Annotated in this window: 11 protein-coding genes; 2 read left to right on the top strand and 9 right to left on the bottom strand. The window is 44.6% G+C overall.

Annotated features, from left to right (window positions below):
- Positions 1-19: 19 nt before the first annotated feature.
- The 9 genes from FDP09_RS13360 to FDP09_RS13320 form a co-directional block, all read right to left on the bottom strand.
- Positions 20-3,472, bottom strand: a complete 3,453-nt coding sequence (locus FDP09_RS13360) for a SusC/RagA family TonB-linked outer membrane protein (RefSeq protein WP_137403142.1) — start codon at positions 3,470-3,472, stop codon at positions 20-22.
- Positions 3,473-3,715: 243 nt separating this feature from the next.
- Complete coding sequence (locus FDP09_RS13355; RefSeq protein WP_137403141.1) at positions 3,716-4,672, bottom strand: FecR family protein; 957 nt, start codon at positions 4,670-4,672, stop codon at positions 3,716-3,718.
- Between the two features lie 185 nt (positions 4,673-4,857).
- Positions 4,858-5,406: an RNA polymerase sigma factor gene (locus FDP09_RS13350; protein WP_137403140.1), complete on the bottom strand. Its 549-nt coding sequence runs from the start codon at positions 5,404-5,406 to the stop codon at positions 4,858-4,860.
- Positions 5,407-5,695: 289 nt separating this feature from the next.
- Positions 5,696-6,205, bottom strand: a complete 510-nt coding sequence (locus tag FDP09_RS13345; RefSeq protein WP_137403139.1) for a helix-turn-helix domain-containing protein — start codon at positions 6,203-6,205, stop codon at positions 5,696-5,698.
- A 231-nt stretch (positions 6,206-6,436) separates the two neighbouring features.
- Positions 6,437-7,996 (bottom strand): alpha-amylase family glycosyl hydrolase, encoded by a 1,560-nt coding sequence (locus tag FDP09_RS13340; protein ID WP_137403138.1) that lies wholly within the window; start codon positions 7,994-7,996, stop codon positions 6,437-6,439.
- 285 nt (positions 7,997-8,281) lie between these two features.
- Positions 8,282-9,343 carry a class II fructose-bisphosphate aldolase gene (gene fbaA, locus FDP09_RS13335; protein WP_137403137.1) on the bottom strand — a complete coding sequence of 354 codons (1,062 nt, stop codon included), beginning with the start codon at positions 9,341-9,343 and terminating at the stop codon, positions 8,282-8,284.
- Positions 9,344-9,713: 370 nt separating this feature from the next.
- Complete coding sequence (locus tag FDP09_RS13330) at positions 9,714-10,754, bottom strand: SusE domain-containing protein (protein ID WP_137403136.1); 1,041 nt, start codon at positions 10,752-10,754, stop codon at positions 9,714-9,716.
- Between the two features lie 18 nt (positions 10,755-10,772).
- Positions 10,773-12,362, bottom strand: coding sequence for a RagB/SusD family nutrient uptake outer membrane protein (locus tag FDP09_RS13325; RefSeq protein WP_137403135.1), 1,590 nt, complete (start codon positions 12,360-12,362; stop codon positions 10,773-10,775).
- 19 nt (positions 12,363-12,381) lie between these two features.
- On the bottom strand, positions 12,382-15,348 hold the full coding sequence (locus FDP09_RS13320; protein ID WP_137403134.1) for a SusC/RagA family TonB-linked outer membrane protein: 2,967 nt from the start codon (positions 15,346-15,348) through the stop codon (positions 12,382-12,384).
- Between the two features lie 365 nt (positions 15,349-15,713).
- Between FDP09_RS13320 and FDP09_RS13315 the strand changes: the two genes are divergently transcribed.
- Both FDP09_RS13315 and FDP09_RS13310 read left to right on the top strand, forming a co-directional pair.
- Entirely contained in the window at positions 15,714-16,748 is a 1,035-nt protein-coding gene (locus FDP09_RS13315) for a LacI family DNA-binding transcriptional regulator (RefSeq protein WP_137403133.1), read from the top strand.
- A gap of 1,163 nt (positions 16,749-17,911) precedes the next feature.
- Positions 17,912-20,338 carry a glycoside hydrolase family 31 protein gene (locus FDP09_RS13310; protein ID WP_137403132.1) on the top strand — a complete coding sequence of 809 codons (2,427 nt, stop codon included), beginning with the start codon at positions 17,912-17,914 and terminating at the stop codon, positions 20,336-20,338.
- Positions 20,339-20,357: the final 19 nt, after the last annotated feature.

Genomic DNA, 20,357 nt, shown 5'->3' with positions numbered 1-20,357 from the left:
GTTTAGGTGTTCGACTGGATCAAAAAGTTACGTTTAGGTTAAAACCTATACTTCTGGTAGATGGCTGCTCCCCATAGGAAAATCCTTGGGCATTGCCACCTTTCATATCCACCTGGGGATCCATGTGTGGATGATTTTTGAACAAAATCGCCAAGTTTCTTCCCACTGCAGAAAGCTTCATGGACTGGATAAAGTTATTGCCCAGGAAGTTTTTTGGGAATGAATAGCCCAATGTCAATTCCCTCAACTTCACATAGCTTCCATCAAAGATTCCTGCCTCGTGATATGTTCTGGGATTTTGGGCATTCCAGAAAGTACCGGCATCTACGATGACGTCATTTTGGACGTACACAGGGGTTTCTTCTGTACCGACATTCATCACGCCAGCTCCAATCACACCTTCTTCCCTACCGATGGCAGTTTCGGCATATTGTCCGGTCTTACGTGCTAGACCAGTACCGACATCAAACAGATCACCGCCCATCCGGATATCGATCAGTGCCCCAAGTGACCAATTCTTATAATTGAAATTATTGGAGAATCCACCCATCCAATCAGGCTGGATATTACCTAAGGCAAAAGTCCCGGACTCCAACTGCGGAAGCCCATCGCTGTAAACAATTTCACCCTCTGGTGATCTTAGGTACCTTCTACCATACAGGGTCCCGTATGGCTGCCCTACTCTCGCCTCGGAAGTCAAACTGTTTTGACTGGCCAGCGTGTAATTTTCCAATCCTTCTGCTAGTTCCACTACCAAGTTTCGGTTTCTGGAAAAGTTAAAGGACATGTCCCAGGTCAACCCTGTCTCGGACTTTATAGGCGTGCCATATACCATTAATTCCACACCTTTGTTGGTGATCTCTCCAGCATTAAGCACCTGACTGGCATAGCCTGAGGAACTGGAGATGGCCACGGCCAAGATTTGGTTTGTCGTTGACTGATGATAATAGGTGAAGTCCAAGCCAATCCTACCCTCCAAAAACCGCATGTCCAAGCCTATTTCTTTACCCGTGGTAATTTCCGGCTTTAGGTTTACGTTGGCGATTTCACTGGCATTCGCATAGGTAGGGGTCGTCCCAGCCCAGAGTCCTTCAGAATTATACACTTGACTGAGCATATAAGGACTCGCATCACTTCCCACCTGCGCCCAACTCGCGCGTAGCTTCGCAAATGAAAGCACTCGACTTTGTACATTGAAAATATCCGTCACCACTGCACTTAAGGCAACTGACGGATAAAAGAAGGAATTATTGTCCACTGGCAAGGTACTGGACCAGTCGTTACGGCCGGTTACATCCAAAAAAAGATAGTTGTTGAAGCCAAGTGTAGCCGAACCAAACAAGCTGTTTACTTCCTGCTCGCGAATGGTACTTTCGGGTGTCACGGGACTTGCATAGTTGCTTAAGTTATATAACCCATCAATGGTCAATTCCGTCACATTCACATAATTTCGCTTATAATAATTGGTCCGGTTGATCCCGCCAACCTGGGCTTTAAGGGAAAATGTATTTGAAAACTCCTTATCATAGGTGAAGATAAAGTCGCTGTTGGTTTCTTGGCTTCTGAGTACCGTTTCCGTATAGGAACCTTTGGTGGTCACGAAGTTCTTCGTCCTTTCTACCCCTGTGACATTTAGCCTTGTATCTGTCCAGAAGTCTGTACCAGTCCGAACCATCAAGCTAAGCTCATCCGTAAACTGGTAATTTACTGCTATATTTCCCACCATACGGTCTTTCTCATTGGCATTGGTATAGTACTCCTGCAAAAAATACGGATTGGTAAAATACTCATGCTGCCAGTTGGCGTAAGGATAATCATCCCCGTCCCTGAAAGTTTCACGCTGGATACCGTAATAATCCCTCCAGTTAAACAATTTGGTGAAATCAGTGTGGCGATGCGACCAAATAAAGTCAGAACTGCCGGAATACCTCCTGTTGTCGGAACCGGATTTCACATATTCTGCGCTTATGGTCACGTTTAGCTTGTCGGTAAAGTTATATCCGGTGTTCAGTTTAAAATTGTTTCGGTAGTAATCATTATTCCACATGATACTTTTTTGGTCAAGCCTTCCCACAGATAGCCTAAAGTTACCTTTATCATTACCGCCCGACACGGCGATGTTATTCGAGACTGTTTTCCCCGTTTCCCAAAAATCTTCCCAGTTATTTGGCTGCGGCGTAAGGGGGACTAGCTCGGGTGCTGAATACCAAAGCGGCACCAACCTACCGTCCATGGGCGCACCCCAGCTTTCGTCCACTCCTGCGGTGCCCCGAATGCCTTGTTCATCAAAACCATTTCGGCCATCCACGTAATAAGTCCTGTATCCCGAACCACCACCATAGGTGTTTTGAAAATCAGGCTTGACCAATGGATTGTCAAATGTCATATTGGAATTGATCGCTACGCCAATGCCCTTGGTGCCTTTACCGTCTTTGGTGGTCACCATGATCACGCCATTTGCAGCCCTCGAACCGTAGAGGGCTGCTGCGGTGGCTCCTTTGAGCACGTTCATCTCCTTGATATTATCTGGGTTAATTTCTGAAAGGCCATTGCCATACGTACGGGAAGAAGTCTGGTCCAAGGGAACGCCGTCCACTACTACAAGCGGCTGGTTATTCCCTGCCACGGAAGAAGATCCCCTGATGATCACCTGGGAACCACTTCCTGGCATTGAATTACTGTTGATCTGGACACCCGCTACTCTTCCAGACAAGCTGTTTACTACATTTGGATTCTGGGCTTCTGTAATTTCGTTGCCTTTTACGCTTTGGACAGCGTAGCCCAAGGCTTTTTTGTCCCGCTCGAGGCCAAAGGCCGTTACGACGACTTCGTTGAGCGCCATTGTACTGGATGTCATCACAATGGTCAAGCTGCTTTCTGAGCCAATGGTCACTTCTTTGCTTTCAAAACCAATGAAGGACACCACCAAAACGGCTTCGTCAGGAGCATCTACCTCCAAGGAAAATTTACCATCCAAATCGGTCACACTACCGACCATGGTTCCTTTTACCAGCACACTGGCCCCAGGAATAGGCATGCCTTCCTCATCCACAACGACTCCTGTGATTTCTTCCAAAAAGGCTTCATCCTTCTGGGCTACGGTAGCAGACAATGTTTCCTTAGGCTCGGGGGCCTTTTCATCTTTGACAACGACGTAAAAGCTCCCCACACCTTGCCGATAGTTTAACCCTGAATCCTGAAGTAGCTTCGAAAGGTTTTCGTCAATGGTAAGGTCGCGATTCGGGGTGAATTCCGTTGACCATTTCTGGTCGGCTAGGTCTGAGGGATAAGCAATAGAAACCTTGTAGATGGTTTCCAGCTTTCGAAGGACTTCTGGCAGCGATGGTTCCCTGGAGATCGAGTATCGATCAGGAACCTGTGCAAACTCGGCCAACAATTGCGCTTTGGTCTCTTCTACGGCCATACAGGCAACCAAAAGCACAACGAGGCGCTTTGTAAAGGTGTTTAGCATAGGTATTTGGTTAATGGTTAAAGTGGTTAAACTTTTGCTATTTTGGGCATAAAATTGCTAGTGACAATTTTTTGCTAAACAAGCCGTTCCAAACCCCACACACGTGTATTTCATTTAAAATAAGGCAAACGCTTCCCATGGTAAGTTTTAGCATAACTTTCCACTACTCCCGATTCGTCGGGACATTCCCTTAAGTCCTGTAATTTTGGCCTATTGATCAGGCCTGTTGATGTTGAAGTGCACTTACTCTCTGTTGGTTATTTTGATTTCCACATCAAATAGCTGTTCCAGGTTTTTGATGAGGGATTCCGGATCCCTGGTGAGCGGCAGGGTACCCGATACTTTATGTGCTTTCCAGTTGGTGGTATCCATGGATATCTTAAGTCCATAAGTACCTTTAATTTTGTCAATGATCTCTGGTAAAGTCGAATAATCCAATATCAACTTACCCTCTTTCCAAGCATAGTAACGTTCTATATTGGCTGGGGTATTAATGGCCACCTCCTTGCTTTGATGGTCATATACGGCAAATTCTCCAGGCTTCAGGAAGTGAAACTTCCGCTTTTCTGCTACTTCCTCTGGCAGTGTAATCTTCACACTCCCCGTCTGCAGGGCAACTGCATTGACTCCTTCCCTTACACTATAATTAAAGGCAGTACCAAACACCTCTACCCCCATTCCAGACGCTTCATTTATCGTAAACCGACGATCATCGATCGTATGGACTACATCAAAAAAAGCCTCGCCCTTCAAAAGAACCTTTCTGTCAAACCCTCCAAACCAGCTTGAAGTATAGCTTATTTCTGAATTCCCATTCAAGGTCACCTCGGTGCTGTCTGGCAATTTTAGGATGAGCACCTCCCCGAGATCAGTACGGTACACTACTGGTTGCGTTTGCTGTCGGTAGAACAAAAAGCCCAACGTAACCACCATTATCAATGTCGCGGCCACCATTACCAACTTTCGCAACGTCAAGGTAGATGGCGCTTTTGCATGTTCGATATTATCAAACGCCTCTTGTCGAATACCTCCCAACATCCTACTTCTTAGATCCCACTGTTCTTCCGCTCTCATTCCATCGGTAACATCATCCTCTCCATCAAAATCCTTGTACCAACGATCCAAGGCTTTTTGTTCTTCAGGGCTAATTTCTCCCGACAAAAATTTATCTAGTAGTTTATTGATCTCCTCTCGGTTCATTTTAAGTGCTTTTCTATATTTAAGTCAACTTCCCACTACCTTACCTCTACATATAAACATAAAAAAGCTAAAAAATATTTATAAATCTTTCAATCCCGCTATAATTCTCATTACATAACCGATGTTTTCTTGACAAACACGTAATCCTATCTTGCTGTCGAACACAAAACCGTATTCATTTCCGCTCAGCCCAAGCTATAATTTCTTAAGTTTTCACGGAGTATTTTAAGGGCTTTGATCATGTGCTTTTCCACCGTGCTCACCGAAATACCCATTTCTTGGGAGATTTCTGCATAGCTCATCCCGTCAGTATTTTTGAGCTGATATACCCGCTTTGCTTGTAATGGTAAATTTGAAACTTCATACCGATATGCCTCGTCCAGCTCTTTGTAAAAAATCTTCTCTTCTACTTCACTTCCGAAATTCGCATTTCTAGAGGTTATAAATGCCACATATTTTTCCTTGACCATTTGGGACTTCATCTGATTGATCACCTTGTACTTCATGGCCGTAAAAAGATACGCTCCCAGTGAAGTATGGACCATCAGTGTCTCACGTTTTTGCCACATCTCCACAAACACCTCCTGAACTAACCCTTCCACGATTTCCTTTTTCTGAAGACGTTTATAGCCACTATTGAACAATTGCTTCCAATACTTGTCATAAACCTCCACAAAGGCCATTTCATTCCCTTTTTTGATTTGTGCCAATAATCTTGTTTCGATTTCTTTCATGGTTTGCTGGGGGATTAATGTGTCACTATTTTAAGCGAGATAAACTCGGAAAAACCAAATAAAATCTAACCATCACAAAAACTCAACAAACACCTTATTTGATCAACTTTATGTTAAAGTATAAAAATTAGGTTTAATTTAAAACTGTATTTATTAAATTTTTAAAAAATTATTAAATAATAGGTTTAAAAAACAACCTATAAAACCATTAATTGCAAATTATAACAAAAAAAACGTATTAGAATAAAAATCCAATTAGTAACCATTTTACAAAATAGACTTTGATATATCACAGTTCCAGAAGCAGCATTCCTTCTATCCCTTTTGGCTCCTCATCATAAATGACCACCTTTACCCTCCGGTTAATTTTTGCTTCTGCTTTCTCAATTAAAAAATCGAGATACTCCTTATTGATCTCCCTACCCACAAGCACCAGTTCAATGGTACCACTGTCAATACCTTTTGCATAATCCCCCACCACAATGGCCTTCTCCACATTGCCAAGTTTATTAATGACCACTTCGACCAACCTATCCAAACCTAAATACTTGGCCACCAAACTTTTCATCTCGCCAAAAAGGGGATGTTTTTTATTTGCTGAATACGATTTAGTATTCCCCTCGTGTTCAGAAACCAAGATACCTGCCTCAGACAGCCTGTTCAGCTCTACCCTTACGGAATTGGTGGACTCATTAAATTCTTCTGCCAAGCCACGTAAATACCCTTTATTGGTCTCATGGGTAAAAAATTTGATCAGGAGCTTTACCCTAGTCTTGGATGTAATCAGTATGTCTAGCATGAAAATTTCTCAAATGGATCAATAAAAGTAGCATTTTGCGAGTAACAAATTTACTCGTTAAAATTTAAAAAGCAATCAGGACATCGCACTAACGGACAATGCCAAAGCTACTGGCTGTAGGATTGAAAAATTGGAAGATTTGTATATTGAAAAATTCAATTTCAGTCAAATCCTATATAAAGCATAGAGGAATAAAAAAAAGCAGGCCGAAACCTGCTTTTTTAGAAACATTCATTTTCCCAACACAATACTTGAGTATGCAGGAAGAATTATCTTCGTTCCTTGCACTTTCACACCTTTCAACGCATACACTTTCTGACCAAAACCCTCCGGCAGCGGCACCTCCACCTGTTTATTGCCCAGGTTATGGAAAACGAACAATTCCTGTCCCTCCGCTTTTCGACAATAAGCCATCACTGCCTTGGGATAGGTTGACTTTGGTAGTTCCAGACTTCCTATCGCCAGTGCCGGATGAGAATTCCTCAACTTGATCACCCCTTTATAATGGTTAAAATAGCTATCGGCATCTTTTCGCTGGACAGCCAAAGGTGTCACCGTACGATCAGTCGAAAATTTAGGCGTTATCCAAGTTGGCCTACCTTCATCCACCGAGGCCACATCCCAAAGAAATGGTTCACGGATGTTCGGATCTGGTTTTTTGCCCAGCATTCCGATCTCCTCACCATAATAAATATATGGAGCACCAGGCATGGTCATCAATATCGCAATTGCCTGTTTAAGCTTCTCTTTGCTCTTCCCCAATTCATTGAGCAGACGAGGCTGGTCGTGGTTGGAAGAAATAGTTGCGTCAATAAAATCGTCAGTGATTCCATTATAAAACGCTAAAATATTATACTGCTTTTTGGCCAGGAGCATTCCATCCTGCTTTTTATAAGCCTCCAAAAGGGTATAATGAAAATCAAAATTGAACAATGCCCTAAGCCCAGTGAGATAAGGAGCGACGACCTCTTTCATATCGTAAACCTCTCCTACCAGGTACACGTCGGGTTTGATTTTCTCCATTTCAGCCCTGAATTCCTCCCAAAAAGCATGGTTGTCAGCAGCCCTGTCATCGGGATAAATATGTTTGGCCGCATCTAAACGGAATCCATCCACCCCCACTTCTTCCAACCAATAGCGGCCAATTTCATAGATCTCTTCCCTCACTTTTGGGTTATCAAAATTCAGGTCGGGCATATCTCCTGTAAAAAAACCATAGTAATAATCTTCTCCTTGTCCTAGATCATGCCATTGACGGATATTGTCACTGTCCAGCGTCACCACTTTTTTATCCAGATAATCCTGTATCGTGTCGTATTTTGCCCATACATAATAATCCCTGTAGGGATTGTCCCGCCCTTTTTTTGCTTCCAAAAACCAAGGATGTTCGTCGCTGGTGTGGTTTATGATCATATCGATCACCACTTTGATATCCCGCTTATGAGCCTCATCGAGCATTCTTTTAAAATCCCCTATGGTGCCATAATCGGGATGTATGGCTTTATAATCGGTCACATCATATTTATGGTAGGAAGGAGATGGCATCAGCGGCATAAACCAAATGGCATTGGCTCCTAGCTCTTGGACATAATCGAGCTTTTGGGTCACACCATTGAGATCTCCGATGCCATCTCCATCGGTATCATAAAACGACTGGATGAAAATTTCATACGTCACGCCGGCTTCAGGCCAATAGTTTTTTATTTCCATTTGTTCGTCGGTGACTTGGTTACAGCCAAAGGTCATTCCAATCAGCCCACAATAGGCAAACAATTTCAATAGGTTTTGCATCTTTTTAAATTGGTTATTGAGTTAATAAGTTAATTGTTTTAGAAGGTTACCTCCCTATGACGTATGTATCATGCGCATCCCTGCAGGAAATCCTTTACAAACAGCTGAGCAAACATCCTATTGGTCAAATTTTGGGGCATAAAAAAACCGCCTCAGAAGTTTTTTAACTACTTAGCGTCGGCAGTTTCATTCAGAAACACCTTGGCAAAATATCGTTAAAATCAACTCCTGAGACGGCCTAATAAGCCATAACCGTTTACCATTGTGGCAAACGGCCAATGGAATTTAGTTTCTGTTTACCGCATTGAGCATGTCAAAAGCTACTTCAAGACGTTTTACGAAATTTTCTTCGCCTTTTCTTAGCCATACTCGTGGGTCATAGCTTTTCTTGTTCGGCTTATCAGCGCCCTCAGGATTTCCAAGCTGAGTTTGAAGGTAACCTTCTTTCTCCTTGTAGTATTTCAAAACACCTTCCCAGAATGCCCATTGCATATCGGTATCGATGTTCATTTTGATAGAGCCATATCCAGTGGCCTCTCTGATCTCTTCCACAGAAGATCCAGAACCGCCATGGAACACGAAGCTTACTGGCTTACCGGATAGCCCGAATTTCTCGCAGATATAATCTTGGGAGTTTTTCAGGATTTTTGGCTGCAAGCTTACATTTCCTGGCTTGTACACACCATGCACGTTACCAAATGCTGCTGCTATGGTAAATAGCTCACTCTGCTCTTTTAGTTTTTCATAGGCATAAGCTACTTCTTCTGGCTGCGTATAAAGCTTAGAACTGTCGATATCGGTATTGTCCACACCATCTTCTTCACCACCGGTCACGCCTAGTTCGATCTCAAGGGCCATTTCAAGCTTCTTGAATTCAGCAAGGTATTTCACCGATGTTTCGATGTTCTCTTCGATGGGCTCTTCAGAAAGGTCCAACATGTGAGAACTGAAAAGAGGCTTTTTGAAGGCAGCGTAATGCTCCTTGCCAGCTTCAAGCATACCGTCCACCCAAGGGATCAGCTTTTTGGCAGCGTGGTCCGTATGAAGGATCACAGGCACACCATAGGCTTCTGCCATTTTGTGTACGTGCATGGCACCGGACACTGCTCCAGCGATGGAGGCTTGTTGTTTATCATTCGCCAGCCCTTTTCCAGCAAAGAACTGAGCACCTCCATTGGAGAACTGCACGATTACAGGAGAGTTTACTTTCTTAGCTGTCTCCAACACCGCATTGGCTGTACTGGTGTTGATCACATTGACAGCCGGCAAAGCAAATTCACTTTCCTTGGCATACTCCAATAGGTCTTTCAATTCTTCACCGAACTTTATTCCTGGTTTGAATTTCATAATTGAATGGTTTAATGGTTTGATTACTTTTTGATAAAATGCTTTCGCGTCACTGATTTCTGTCAGTAAGCTCAAAGATATAAAGACCTACTCTAATATCCTTTAATTGAAAGACTAAATGTTATCATTTTGGCAATTTCTCCTTTCAAACCATACCTGATTCCATGAAAGACTCTGTCATTTTCGTGAATTTGGCAATCCAAAGTGCTTCACCATCCATTGCGAGATGGGGCTTGCCCCAATTATACTATGGGAGGGACGCGTGCATAGCTCGGATTTGTATTAGAGGGTTTATTTTATTGTTCCCATATTTTTCTTTGATCTTTCCTCTTTAATCTTTGATCTTCGACCGTATTCATGGCCCAATCATCTAATTCTTTACAAGTGTATAAGACACTTCACCGGGAACTTTAAAATCAAGTGTGATGGTATAATTCCCCGCTTCTTCCACAGGGATATCAGCACCGCCGGGCTCACAGATTCCGTCGAGATCGTCATCACCGTAATTATGATCCCAGGCATCATTTGCACGGAATTTCATCACTCCAGTGCTCAAGTCAGCCGTCACAATAAGCAGGTTTTCGTCGGCATCAAATTCCATCGGCGTGGACGCATCCCATCCTCCGGGCGTCGCATCGCCAATGATGCCCCAGTACAAGGGATTTCCCAGCATATAGGTCTTTGCAGCCAAATCCACTGTCAGCTGAAATGTCCCAACTCCATCGGCTATGATATTTTCACCATTTTCCTCCAGTGTACCATCGGCTCCATCATCGCCATAGTTTACATCCCAGTTGGGGCCTTCATTCACCTTAAACGCTCCAGAACCTCCCAAAACGTGGATAAAACCTTCATATACATTATCAGATTCCACAGCATAAATGACCGTGTTTTCGTTAGCGGGATCCCAGCCTTGGTATTCTCCTGGAAGGTAAACTCGGGGATATTCCAAGGCCACCTCATAAGGAGTCACCTGCATATTGATCACTTCAGAAAACTCATCCGCTACAGCACTGTTTATGGTTGATTTTATACGAAGCGCTATGGCAGATTCTTCGCCTGGCACCAGTCCTTTGGCCAGTAGTTTCTGATTAAATGCCCCATAGGTAAGCATCATCTCAGAAGTAGAGGAAGTGGCTATCTCCACAGGCTCCGCAAATTCATTCCCATCCATGTCCATCTGTGCAGTATAAGTGGCTGCAGCAGAAAAGCCATAATCGGCCTTTTCATAAGCAACAACCAGTTCCTTTTCCGCTTCTTCGGCCGTTAGCACAAGCGAAGAGCCGGAGGCAGGACTCATTAAAACTGGTGCCGTGGGATCACTATTTATCACAGGATCCAACTCTTCTGAACAGGACGCCGCCAAAATCAGCGGCAATGCGCCCAATATATATCTTGTTAATCTCTTCATCTTTAAAGGCTTTTTGGATTAATAACCGTCATTTTGATTGAGTTTGGGATTGGCAGTCAGGTCGGCCACTGGCAAAGGGTAAAGCCTCCTGTAGCCTTCCACAGATGCTCCTTCAAAAACTCCACCTTTCCACTGCCATGTATAATCATCGCCAGTAAACCGGTCAAACCTGATCAGATCGGTTCTTCGGTGTGCTTCCCACTTCAGCTCCCTTGCACGTTCGTCCAGAATAAAGTCCAATGTCAACTCACCTGAGGTGATATTTCCAGAAGCATCGCCATAGGCCCGCTCTCTGAGCATATTGATATAAGCCAATGCTTGTGCCTGACTACCACCGCTACCTCCACGCAGTACCGCCTCAGCATACATCAGGTAAACATCGCCCAGACGGAACATAGGGAAATCAGTATCCACGATATCTGTACCTGGACTGGAGCCTCGCTGTCCGTCCCTGGTAATATTTTTAAATTTTTTTACCGCATAGCCATTCTGGAATATAGCAATATCCTCTATATCCAGACTTTGCTCATCCGTATGGAACAAAGCTCTGGCATCTGTTGACCCATCTGTAACAGGATAAAGTGCTACGATCTCAGGCCGGGTTCTCAACCCTTGCCAGCCACCTGGAATACCAAATTCCTCTCTGTCCATTGTCCCGCCTACTCCGGCATTCACGAGGAAAGTGGTCCCGCCATAAGTAGTGGTATTCACCCCGTCAAATGCTACGGAAAAGATCAGCTCATCACGACACAGGTGATTATCAGCCAAAAACAAATGATTATAATCCTGTTCAAGGGAATAACCACTATCGATGATTTCATTCAAATAGGTCAAGGCTTCATCAAAGTGACCTTCACCAATATACACTTCCGCATTCAGGTAAAGTTTGGAAAGCAACATCCAAGCAGCAGCTTTGTCTGCGCGGGCATATTCATTCTGTCTGGCATCTACCAAGGTGGGTAAAATCTCCATCAGTTCACTTTCGATATATGCGAACAAATCTCCCCTGTTGGTTTGCTCAGGGAAAAAGGCTCCTACTGCATCTGCCTCTGTCACGAAAGGCACATTGCCATACATATCCAAGGCGTGGAAATAACTCAGCGCACGTAAAAACCTGGCTTCTGCACGGTAAATCCTGCCTGTTTCCTGATCTGCTTCGGAGATCCCCCTAGCAGCCATTTTCTCATCACTTGTCTCTCTTATAAACTCATTCGCCAAGGATATCTGGTAGAAAATCCGATAGTACATGGCCGCAATAAAGTTATTTTCCGAAGTCCACTCACTGGTATTCAGTTGAGGCAATCCTTGGTCATTCCAAGCGATGATTGCTTCATCTGTCGGCAATTCCTGAAGCTTCCAATACGCCCTAATGTAGGTCGAAGCACCTTCGTCCAAACCGCTGATATCAGGTTTGCCGGAAGGCCCCTGCTGTCCACTGACAGCCAATCCGGCATACAGTTTTGCCAAAACAGATTTATAATTGCTAAAATCTTCATACACCTGAATGGAGGTAACTTCATTATAAGGTTCCAAATCCAAGTCTGTGCACGCCACCACGCTGAAGAGCGCCAGCACCATGCTTATTTTATATATCCTATTAAGTTTCATTGCTATTCAGGGTTTAAAGTTAAAATCCGAAATTTACGCCAAAGGAGAATATGCGTGGCAAGGGATAGAAGTTATTATCAATCCCCCCTCCAGTAGCATCATCTACACCTGGGGCTATTTCAGGACTGACCCCGCTATAATCGGTAATCACAAAAACATTTTGAACCGTTGCACTTGCGCGCAAGCTGACATCAGAGTCAAATAAGTTTCCGAAATTATAGCCCAGTGAGATGTTTTCCATTCTTAGGAAAGAAGCATCCTGAATGTAGTAATCTGACCGTAACTGATAGTTCTGAAAGTTTGTATTGAGCACATCGGAAGGCAGGTTATTGATGTATCCCGGAAACCGTAGTCCTTGGTAAGCGGCGTTGGAAGAAGCCACGTTATTATAAACTTTATTTCCTGCATTGCCACGCAGCACAAACCCAAAATCCCAGTTCTTGTACCTCATGGAACTGTTAAAGCCAAAGTAATGGCGTGCATCAGGGAACCCATTTCTCACAAGGTCTTGTTCGTTGATCATCCCGTCCCCGTTTTGGTCCACATAGACTCCTTCAAGCGGCGCTCCATTCTCATCATACACTTGCTCATAGGCATAGAATGAATTGGGCTGATAACCTACCGTGTGCACTTGGATGGTGTTACCGGTACCGCCATTGATACCCCCCACCAAGATCCCGACAGCATCTTCCTCCACATTGCTGAGGCTGGTGATGGTGCTTTTGTTATGGGTATAGTTTCCTCCTATATCCCAATTGAAATCCGTGGTTTTGATCACATTATACGTCAAGGCTACTTCCAGCCCTTGGTTTTCGATGCTCCCTACATTGGTAAACAGCTGGTTAGTCAAGTTAGTACCTGCCGGAACAGGAATCACCGCCAACAAATCGTCAGTCTTCTTGAAATAGTAGTCCAAGGTACCGTAGAGTTTACCATCCAAGAACTCATAGTCCAAGCCAATATTATAGGTAGTCGTTTCTTCCCATTTGATGTTTTCATCATAGCCCTCTGGCCGCAAGGTGGTGTAATAGGTGTCCCCAAAACTGTACCGTGTGGCATCGTCACTTTGGACATAGCGGGGAAGGTAAGGGAAATAGGAACCAATATCCTGCTGCCCCGTCACACCATATCCAAGCCGTAATTTCAAATCAGTAAGGGTAGTATTCGCTTTAAGGAAATCCTCTTCGCTGATCCGCCAAGCAGCGGCCAGAGACGGGAAAACGCCCCACCTGTTATCCGGACTGAACCGTGAAGAACCATCAGCCCTTACCGTGGCGGTAAAGAGGTATTTATCGTTAATGGTATAATTGGCCCGGGCAAAATAAGAGATCAATCGGTACTGTGGACGACTCACCACACCAGCAGGGGCCAAGGTGTCCCCTTCTGCATTTAACCTGGCAAAGGTGGGGTTTTTGATCAAGAAGTCCTGAGCAGAATAACCTACCAGAAAATTCAGCCTGCTATCACCAAAATCCTTGATATAGTTTAGGTAAAAGTCTGCAAGCAAATTACGCTTACTTTGCTCGTAAGGAGCTATACTACCGCCTTCAAAATATCCTGAAGCAGAATTGGCATCGATGATCGTCCTACCCTCACTGGAACTCACATCGTAGCCCAAGTTAAGGTTGGCCTTAAGCCCCTCGATAAAAGGAAGTTCATAATCCAATTGTAAATTACCAATGCTCCGTTTTACCGTACCACGATCATCTTTGGACATTAGCAATCCCACCGGATTATTGGTAGCCAGGGTCTGGGGAACCCCATCCTCATTGAGCCATTCCCAATATCCTCCTATACCATTGGGATCATGCACCGGATGCGTCGGGTCATAAGCTGCCGCTGCTCCGATCGCATCACGGTTGGCAAAGCGGCTTTTGGTAATTACTCCCTTTACATTAAAATTGACATGGAGCCTATCGTCAAAGAAATTGGGGTTTAAACTGACACTCGCAGATGTCCTTTTCAAGTTACCTGTTTTAAGGATCCCGTCTTGATCCAGGTAACCGACAGAGACACGGTAAGGCAAAGATTTATAAGCACCTGAGATGGAAACATTGTTATCAAAACTCACCGCATCCTTATAAATCTCCTCCTGCCAATCCGTCGCATCTTCTCCTACCAAAGCTGCTTGGGACGGCGAAGCCTGTTCGGCCACCACGCTTCTAAATTGATCTGCATCGAGCATATCGACAGTATTGGTCACTTGGGAAACAGACACCATCGAATTCACATTTACCCGCATCGGTTGGCCTTCCTTCCCCTTCCGGGTCGTGATCAACACCACACCATTGGAGGCCCTCGAACCATAAATCGCCGTGGCCGATGCATCCTTCAGGATATCAAAGGTTTCGATATCGTTCGGGTTCAGGAAATTAAGAGGATTGGCCGTGCCGGAAGTCTTGGAGTTGTCCAGTGGCACACCATCAATCACGATCAAGGGATCATTGGAAGCATTAAGGGAGGCGCCACCCCGGATCCGGATCCTACCTCCAGATCCAGGAGCACCGCCATTTGGTGTAATCTGAACACCCGCCACCTTACCGGTGATCAGTTGTTCAGGGTTGGTTACTTGGCCGACATTGAAGTCGTCACGATCCACAGAGCCCACTGATCCCGTCAAATCAGCTTTCCTCTGCGTACCATAACCGACCACTACTACCTCATCCAGCTGCTTGGTATTACCTTGCAACTGTACATTGATTGTTGATTGATTGCCTACGGTCATTTCCTTGGCCTCAAAACCTATAAAGGAAAAAACCAATACATCTTCTGGAGAATTGATATCAATAGAGTAATAGCCATCAATATCTGTCGTGGTACCTTTTGTGGTCCCCTTCAGCAGAACATTCACGAAGGGCAAAGGCTCGCCGGAATCTGTATCTGTCACAGTTCCTTTCACTGTCTGAGCCTGCGCATAAATTAAGTGTCCGCTTAAAAGTGCCAGACACATTACCGCTACTTTTAAGACGGTAGAGATCTTTCGCATAATGGTTTGTTTTTGGATTAATTGTTAATTTTTAAGAGTAAATAAATTATTTAAATAATACTATTGTACTCTCTAATCTTGAAACTCATCAAAAAATCCGATGTGTTGGATTATTGTGGTATTTTCGAGATCATGATCAAATATTAGGGAATACAAGCCGTACAGGCAAGTTTTTGAATCGAAAAAAACCAGGTATTTTTTATGCAAACGTCGCCGCAAACGTTTTCATAGGGTATAAAAATTTATCTTCCAAAAATTCAATTTCATCCATTTTCGTACATTGTTCGCTTTGGATTGATTGGGAACACCATTTTATTTTACCGGTAAAACAGTATATTAGAATCTTAGAAAAGTCTAAATTAATCATGAAACTAGGACAAGCCACGATCAAGGATATAGCAAAAGCCCTGAACATTTCTTCTTCCACCGTCTCACGTGCCCTGAAAGACTACCCGGGCATCAGTAATGAAACAAAGGAAAAGGTAAAGGCACTAGCGAAAAAACTCAATTACCGCCCCAACGCCGTGGCTTTGAGCCTCAGAAAAAGCAAATCCTCCACCATCGGTGTGATTATTCCTGAGGTGGTCCACTTCTTTTTTAGCACCGTCATCAGTGGAATAGAAGAAGTAGCCTACGCAAACGGCTATAATGTCATCCTCCTACAGACCAATGAAAATGTAACCAGAGAGATCGCAGCAGTGGACACGATCATCAGCAACCAGATCGACGGGCTTTTGGTGAGCTTCTCCAAAGAGACATCCGATTTTGACCATTTCAAAAAACTGATGGATTATCATTACCCCATTGTGTTTTTTGACCGCCTTCCAAACCTGCCAGACACGGTCAATGTCACCGTGGATGATCACACTGGTGCTTATAAAGCCGTCAAACACCTCATCGAACAAGGCTATACCAAAATCATTCATTTGGCTGGCCCGGAAAACCTAAAAATCAGCATCGACCGAAAAGAAGGATATCTCAAAGCACTGCAGGAAGCAGGGATTCCTATTCGCGAAGATTGGATCATCCCCTGTCCCAAAGGCACTCCGGAAGAAAGTGAGACTATTTGTCGAGCATTATTATCCCATCCGTCAGACCGGCCGGATGCGGTGTTTGCCTCGAATGACATCGCTGCAGCCGGTGCCATGCAAGCCGCCAAAGCCATTGGGTTAAAACTTCCTGAAGAGTTTGGCGCTGTAGGCTTTAGCGACTGGCAGTTTTCGTCCATGATAGCCCCTCCCCTCTCCTCAGTCTCCCAACCGGGCTTTAAAATGGGCGAAAAAGCAGCTCAATTACTGCTGGAAATGATCGACTCCGAAAATGAGGAAGCATTTACAGCACGCACAGAGATGCTCGAAACAGGTTTGGTCATTCGAAAATCCTCCTTAAGGAAAGGATAGCACGCTGATGACACGGATCTAGCGGATGATCACTGATTATTATTTGTGGGAAACTTAAGCAACAATCTCTGTAAGCGGCCACATAGAAAAGTATAGTGAAGCCATCACTCCTCCAAAGGACAGATTTGCTTCACTCAACTGTTGCTACGTTCGAATGACGCAAGGTGAATGCTTAAGGCTCTATATAGAAGACAGTGGGTAGATTATTTTATCAAAAATCGTGATGATTAATCATCACCTCGTAAAATAGCCCCAAGCACATTATCTGCCTAGCAGCTATTGGGCGTGAAGAAATTTAACAAGCGGGCGGAAAAAGGGCAGGCTTGTTTGACGAAATGGTGGGAAAAATGGTTGTTGCAAGCTAAACACGAGGAGTTTGCCTGCATGTGAGCGGGGTTTGATTTTAGCCCAATAGATGCAATACAGCGGGGTTTTTTGGTCACTTTTTTGACCTGTAGCAAAAAAGTGACATAGGTAAAACGAGTCATTTCTCTGAAATTTAACAATCTATCCTAATACTTACCCACACTAAATCATATAGAACCATACTCAATCACCCCAACCGCTCCCTTTGGCTACGCTCAGGGAGCGGACAAAGAAAACAGGATGCTCCGTTAGGAGCATAAGCTTGGTAACAGGTGGCGGAAAAGCATTCCAACAGTGCCGTAGGTACTGAACAGGGACCTATACCTAGAGACTGTCCCCAAGCTTTTATACCTACCGGTATGATGCGCTTATGCCTATGGTGAGGGTTTTGGGATGCTCCCTACCGAGCTGCTCATAAAACCTCCCAATAGGTGGTAATGAGTTAAAAACTCAATGTCAATGGTTCCGCAGCATAGCTATCGGAACAACAGGGGGCTAAGCAATCAGGATCATCTGCGTGCCTTCCGTTTTTTTTAGGCTGATTTCACTTTTTTATGCACACGATTGAATAGATCAATAAGGATGGTTTTCAGGCCCAAAACGCCCCAAATATCGCATTGCACAACATAAACCAAATTTTTTCCTTCCGGAATCCTTTCTAAATTAGCAGCATATTACCTGTTATTCTGCAAGCTGCCGTCACCAGCGAACCCCATGAATCAGGTGATACTCGTCTTCCAAATCCTACCTCGGAAGCGCTGAACAATTGCATTTTACAATTTATTAAAGTAACCCAAATGACTACTGTAGCCACCTCAGTAAATCGTGCCCAAAACCAGTCTGCCGGAAAAGTACTGTCTTGGGAGCCAATACCCCATGGAATAATCGGCAGAACGGAAGCTTCATACTTTAAAATCAGCCTATTTACAGACACCACTGTCCGTATCCAACTTAGTCGTTACGAGCAGTTTTCCCCCAACCCTTACAGTGTGGTACAATCCCCCAAAGGAAGCTCAGTAAACGTCTCCGAGACTCCTGAGGCATTAACGTTGGAAACGGCAGAACTTAAAATCGTTCTTGCCAAAAACGAATGGGCACTGAGCTTTTATGATCAGCAGGGGAACCTCCTCAATCAGGATGATCCAGCATTTGGGGTATCTTGGCTGGGCACGGAAGTAACCAATTATAAAAAACTCCAGCCCGACGAAAAATTCATTGGGCTGGGAGAAAAGACGGGAGGCATCGACCGTGCTGGGCAAGCCTTTACCAACTGGAACACGGATTATTTTGCCTATGGCGTGAATGACGACCCGCTTTACATGTCCATCCCATTCTACATCGGTATTCACAACGACCGTGCCTATGGGATTTTCTTTGACAACACCCATAAAACCACCTTTAACTTCGGTGCTTCCAACCGCCGCTTTTCCTATTTCTCTGCAGAAGATGGTGATATGGATTACTATTTCTTCCAAGGAAACACCGTGGCAGAGATTATCAGTGGCTACACATCCCTTACGGGAAAAATGAGCATGCCCCCGCTTTGGGCATTGGGTTTTCAGCAATGCCGCTATTCTTATTATCCCGAATCCGAAGTATTCGCCCTGGCCAATAACTTCAGGGACAGGGATATGCCGGCAGATGTCATTTACTTGGACATCCACCATATGGAAAAGTACAAAGTATTTACCTTTGATGGGGAAAAATTCCCAGACCCCAAGTCGATGATCCAGACCTTGAAAGCAAAGGGCTTCCGTGTGGTGGTCATCATGGATCCGGGCATCAAGGCCGAAAAAGACTATCTTCCATACCAAGAAGGAAAGGACAATGACCTCTTCCTCAAATACCCGGATGGAGAAACCTATGAAGGCCAAGTGTGGCCGGGTTGGTGTGCCTTTCCTGATTTCACCTCCGCCAAAACCCGGCAATGGTGGACAGAAAAAATGGCCTTCTACACTGATGCCGGTGTGGATGGATTCTGGACAGACATGAATGAACCGGCATCTTGGGGCCAGCACACGCCGAACCTGATCAATTTTGATTACGAAGGAGAGCAAGTCAGCCACCGAAAAGCCCGTAATGTGTATGGGATGCAGATGGCCAGAGCCGCACAGGAAGGCGCATTCAAAAATGGACAGGAGCGGCCTTTCACCCTTACCAGGGCTGGTTTTTCTGGCATCCAACGATTTGCTGCTGCCTGGACAGGGGACAATGTCTCCAGTGAGGAACACATGATGGCAGGCATCCGACTGGTCAACAGCCTCGGAATTAGCGGAGTGAGTTTCGCAGGATACGATGTGGGCGGATTTTGTGGAGAAGCCAGCAAATCGCTCTTCGCACGATGGATGAGCATCGCGGCCTTCTCACCACTCTACAGAGCCCACTCCATGATCAATAGCAAGGACGCAGAACCTTGGGCCTTTGGAGAAGAAGTAGAGGAAATTTCCAAAAACTACCTCAAACTTCGCTATCAAATGATGCCCCTGCTGTATGCTGCCTTTTACAAAAGCAGCCAGGATGGTTTGCCCTTGGCCAAAAGCCTGACCATTGATTATCCATTTGATGAAAACATCTATGATGGCCGCTTTCAAAATCAATACTTGTTCTGCGATTCCCTGCTGGTGGCTCCAGTAGAATCCCATAAAGAAATCACCAAAGCGTATCTTCCGGAAGGAAATTGGTATTATTTCTTCAATGATCAATCCTATCAAGGTGACCAAGAAATTTACGTGGACACGCCGATCAATTATTTGCCCGTATTCGTCAAAGGAGGAAGTATTGTGCCACTGCAGTCCCCCGTATCCCATACTGCCGAGAAGCATGACGGCATTCTGCGCCTTCATGTGTACAAAGGAGAAGGAACTACCAGCTACTTCCACTATGAGGATGATGGACGAAGTTTGGATTACAAAAACGGAGGCTATTACAAAAGAAAAATTGTTTTGGACAGTGATCGAAAAACCCTTCGGTTAACAAAGCCCACGGGGGATTTTGCAAGCCATTATAAGCAGCTCAGCATTATTTTTCATGGTTTTGAAATCAACGAAGTAACTTCTGCAGGGGAAAAAGTGCCGGTAACTAGGGAAAACATCGCCTTTCTTCGAAAAATATCGGATTTTGATCCATTGCCAGACAACCGTCTCCCCTATCATGAAATAGCAGGATTGCCGACTGTCACCCTGCCCCACCACGCTGAAGAAATAATCCTTACTTTTGGGACATAAGAGTTGATGAACAATTAAT

The organism is Echinicola rosea (assembly GCF_005281475.1).
Taxonomy (GTDB): domain Bacteria; phylum Bacteroidota; class Bacteroidia; order Cytophagales; family Cyclobacteriaceae; genus Echinicola; species Echinicola rosea.
The sequence above is the reverse complement of the archived record's forward strand: the minus strand, read 5'-3'. Positions and strand labels throughout refer to the sequence as shown.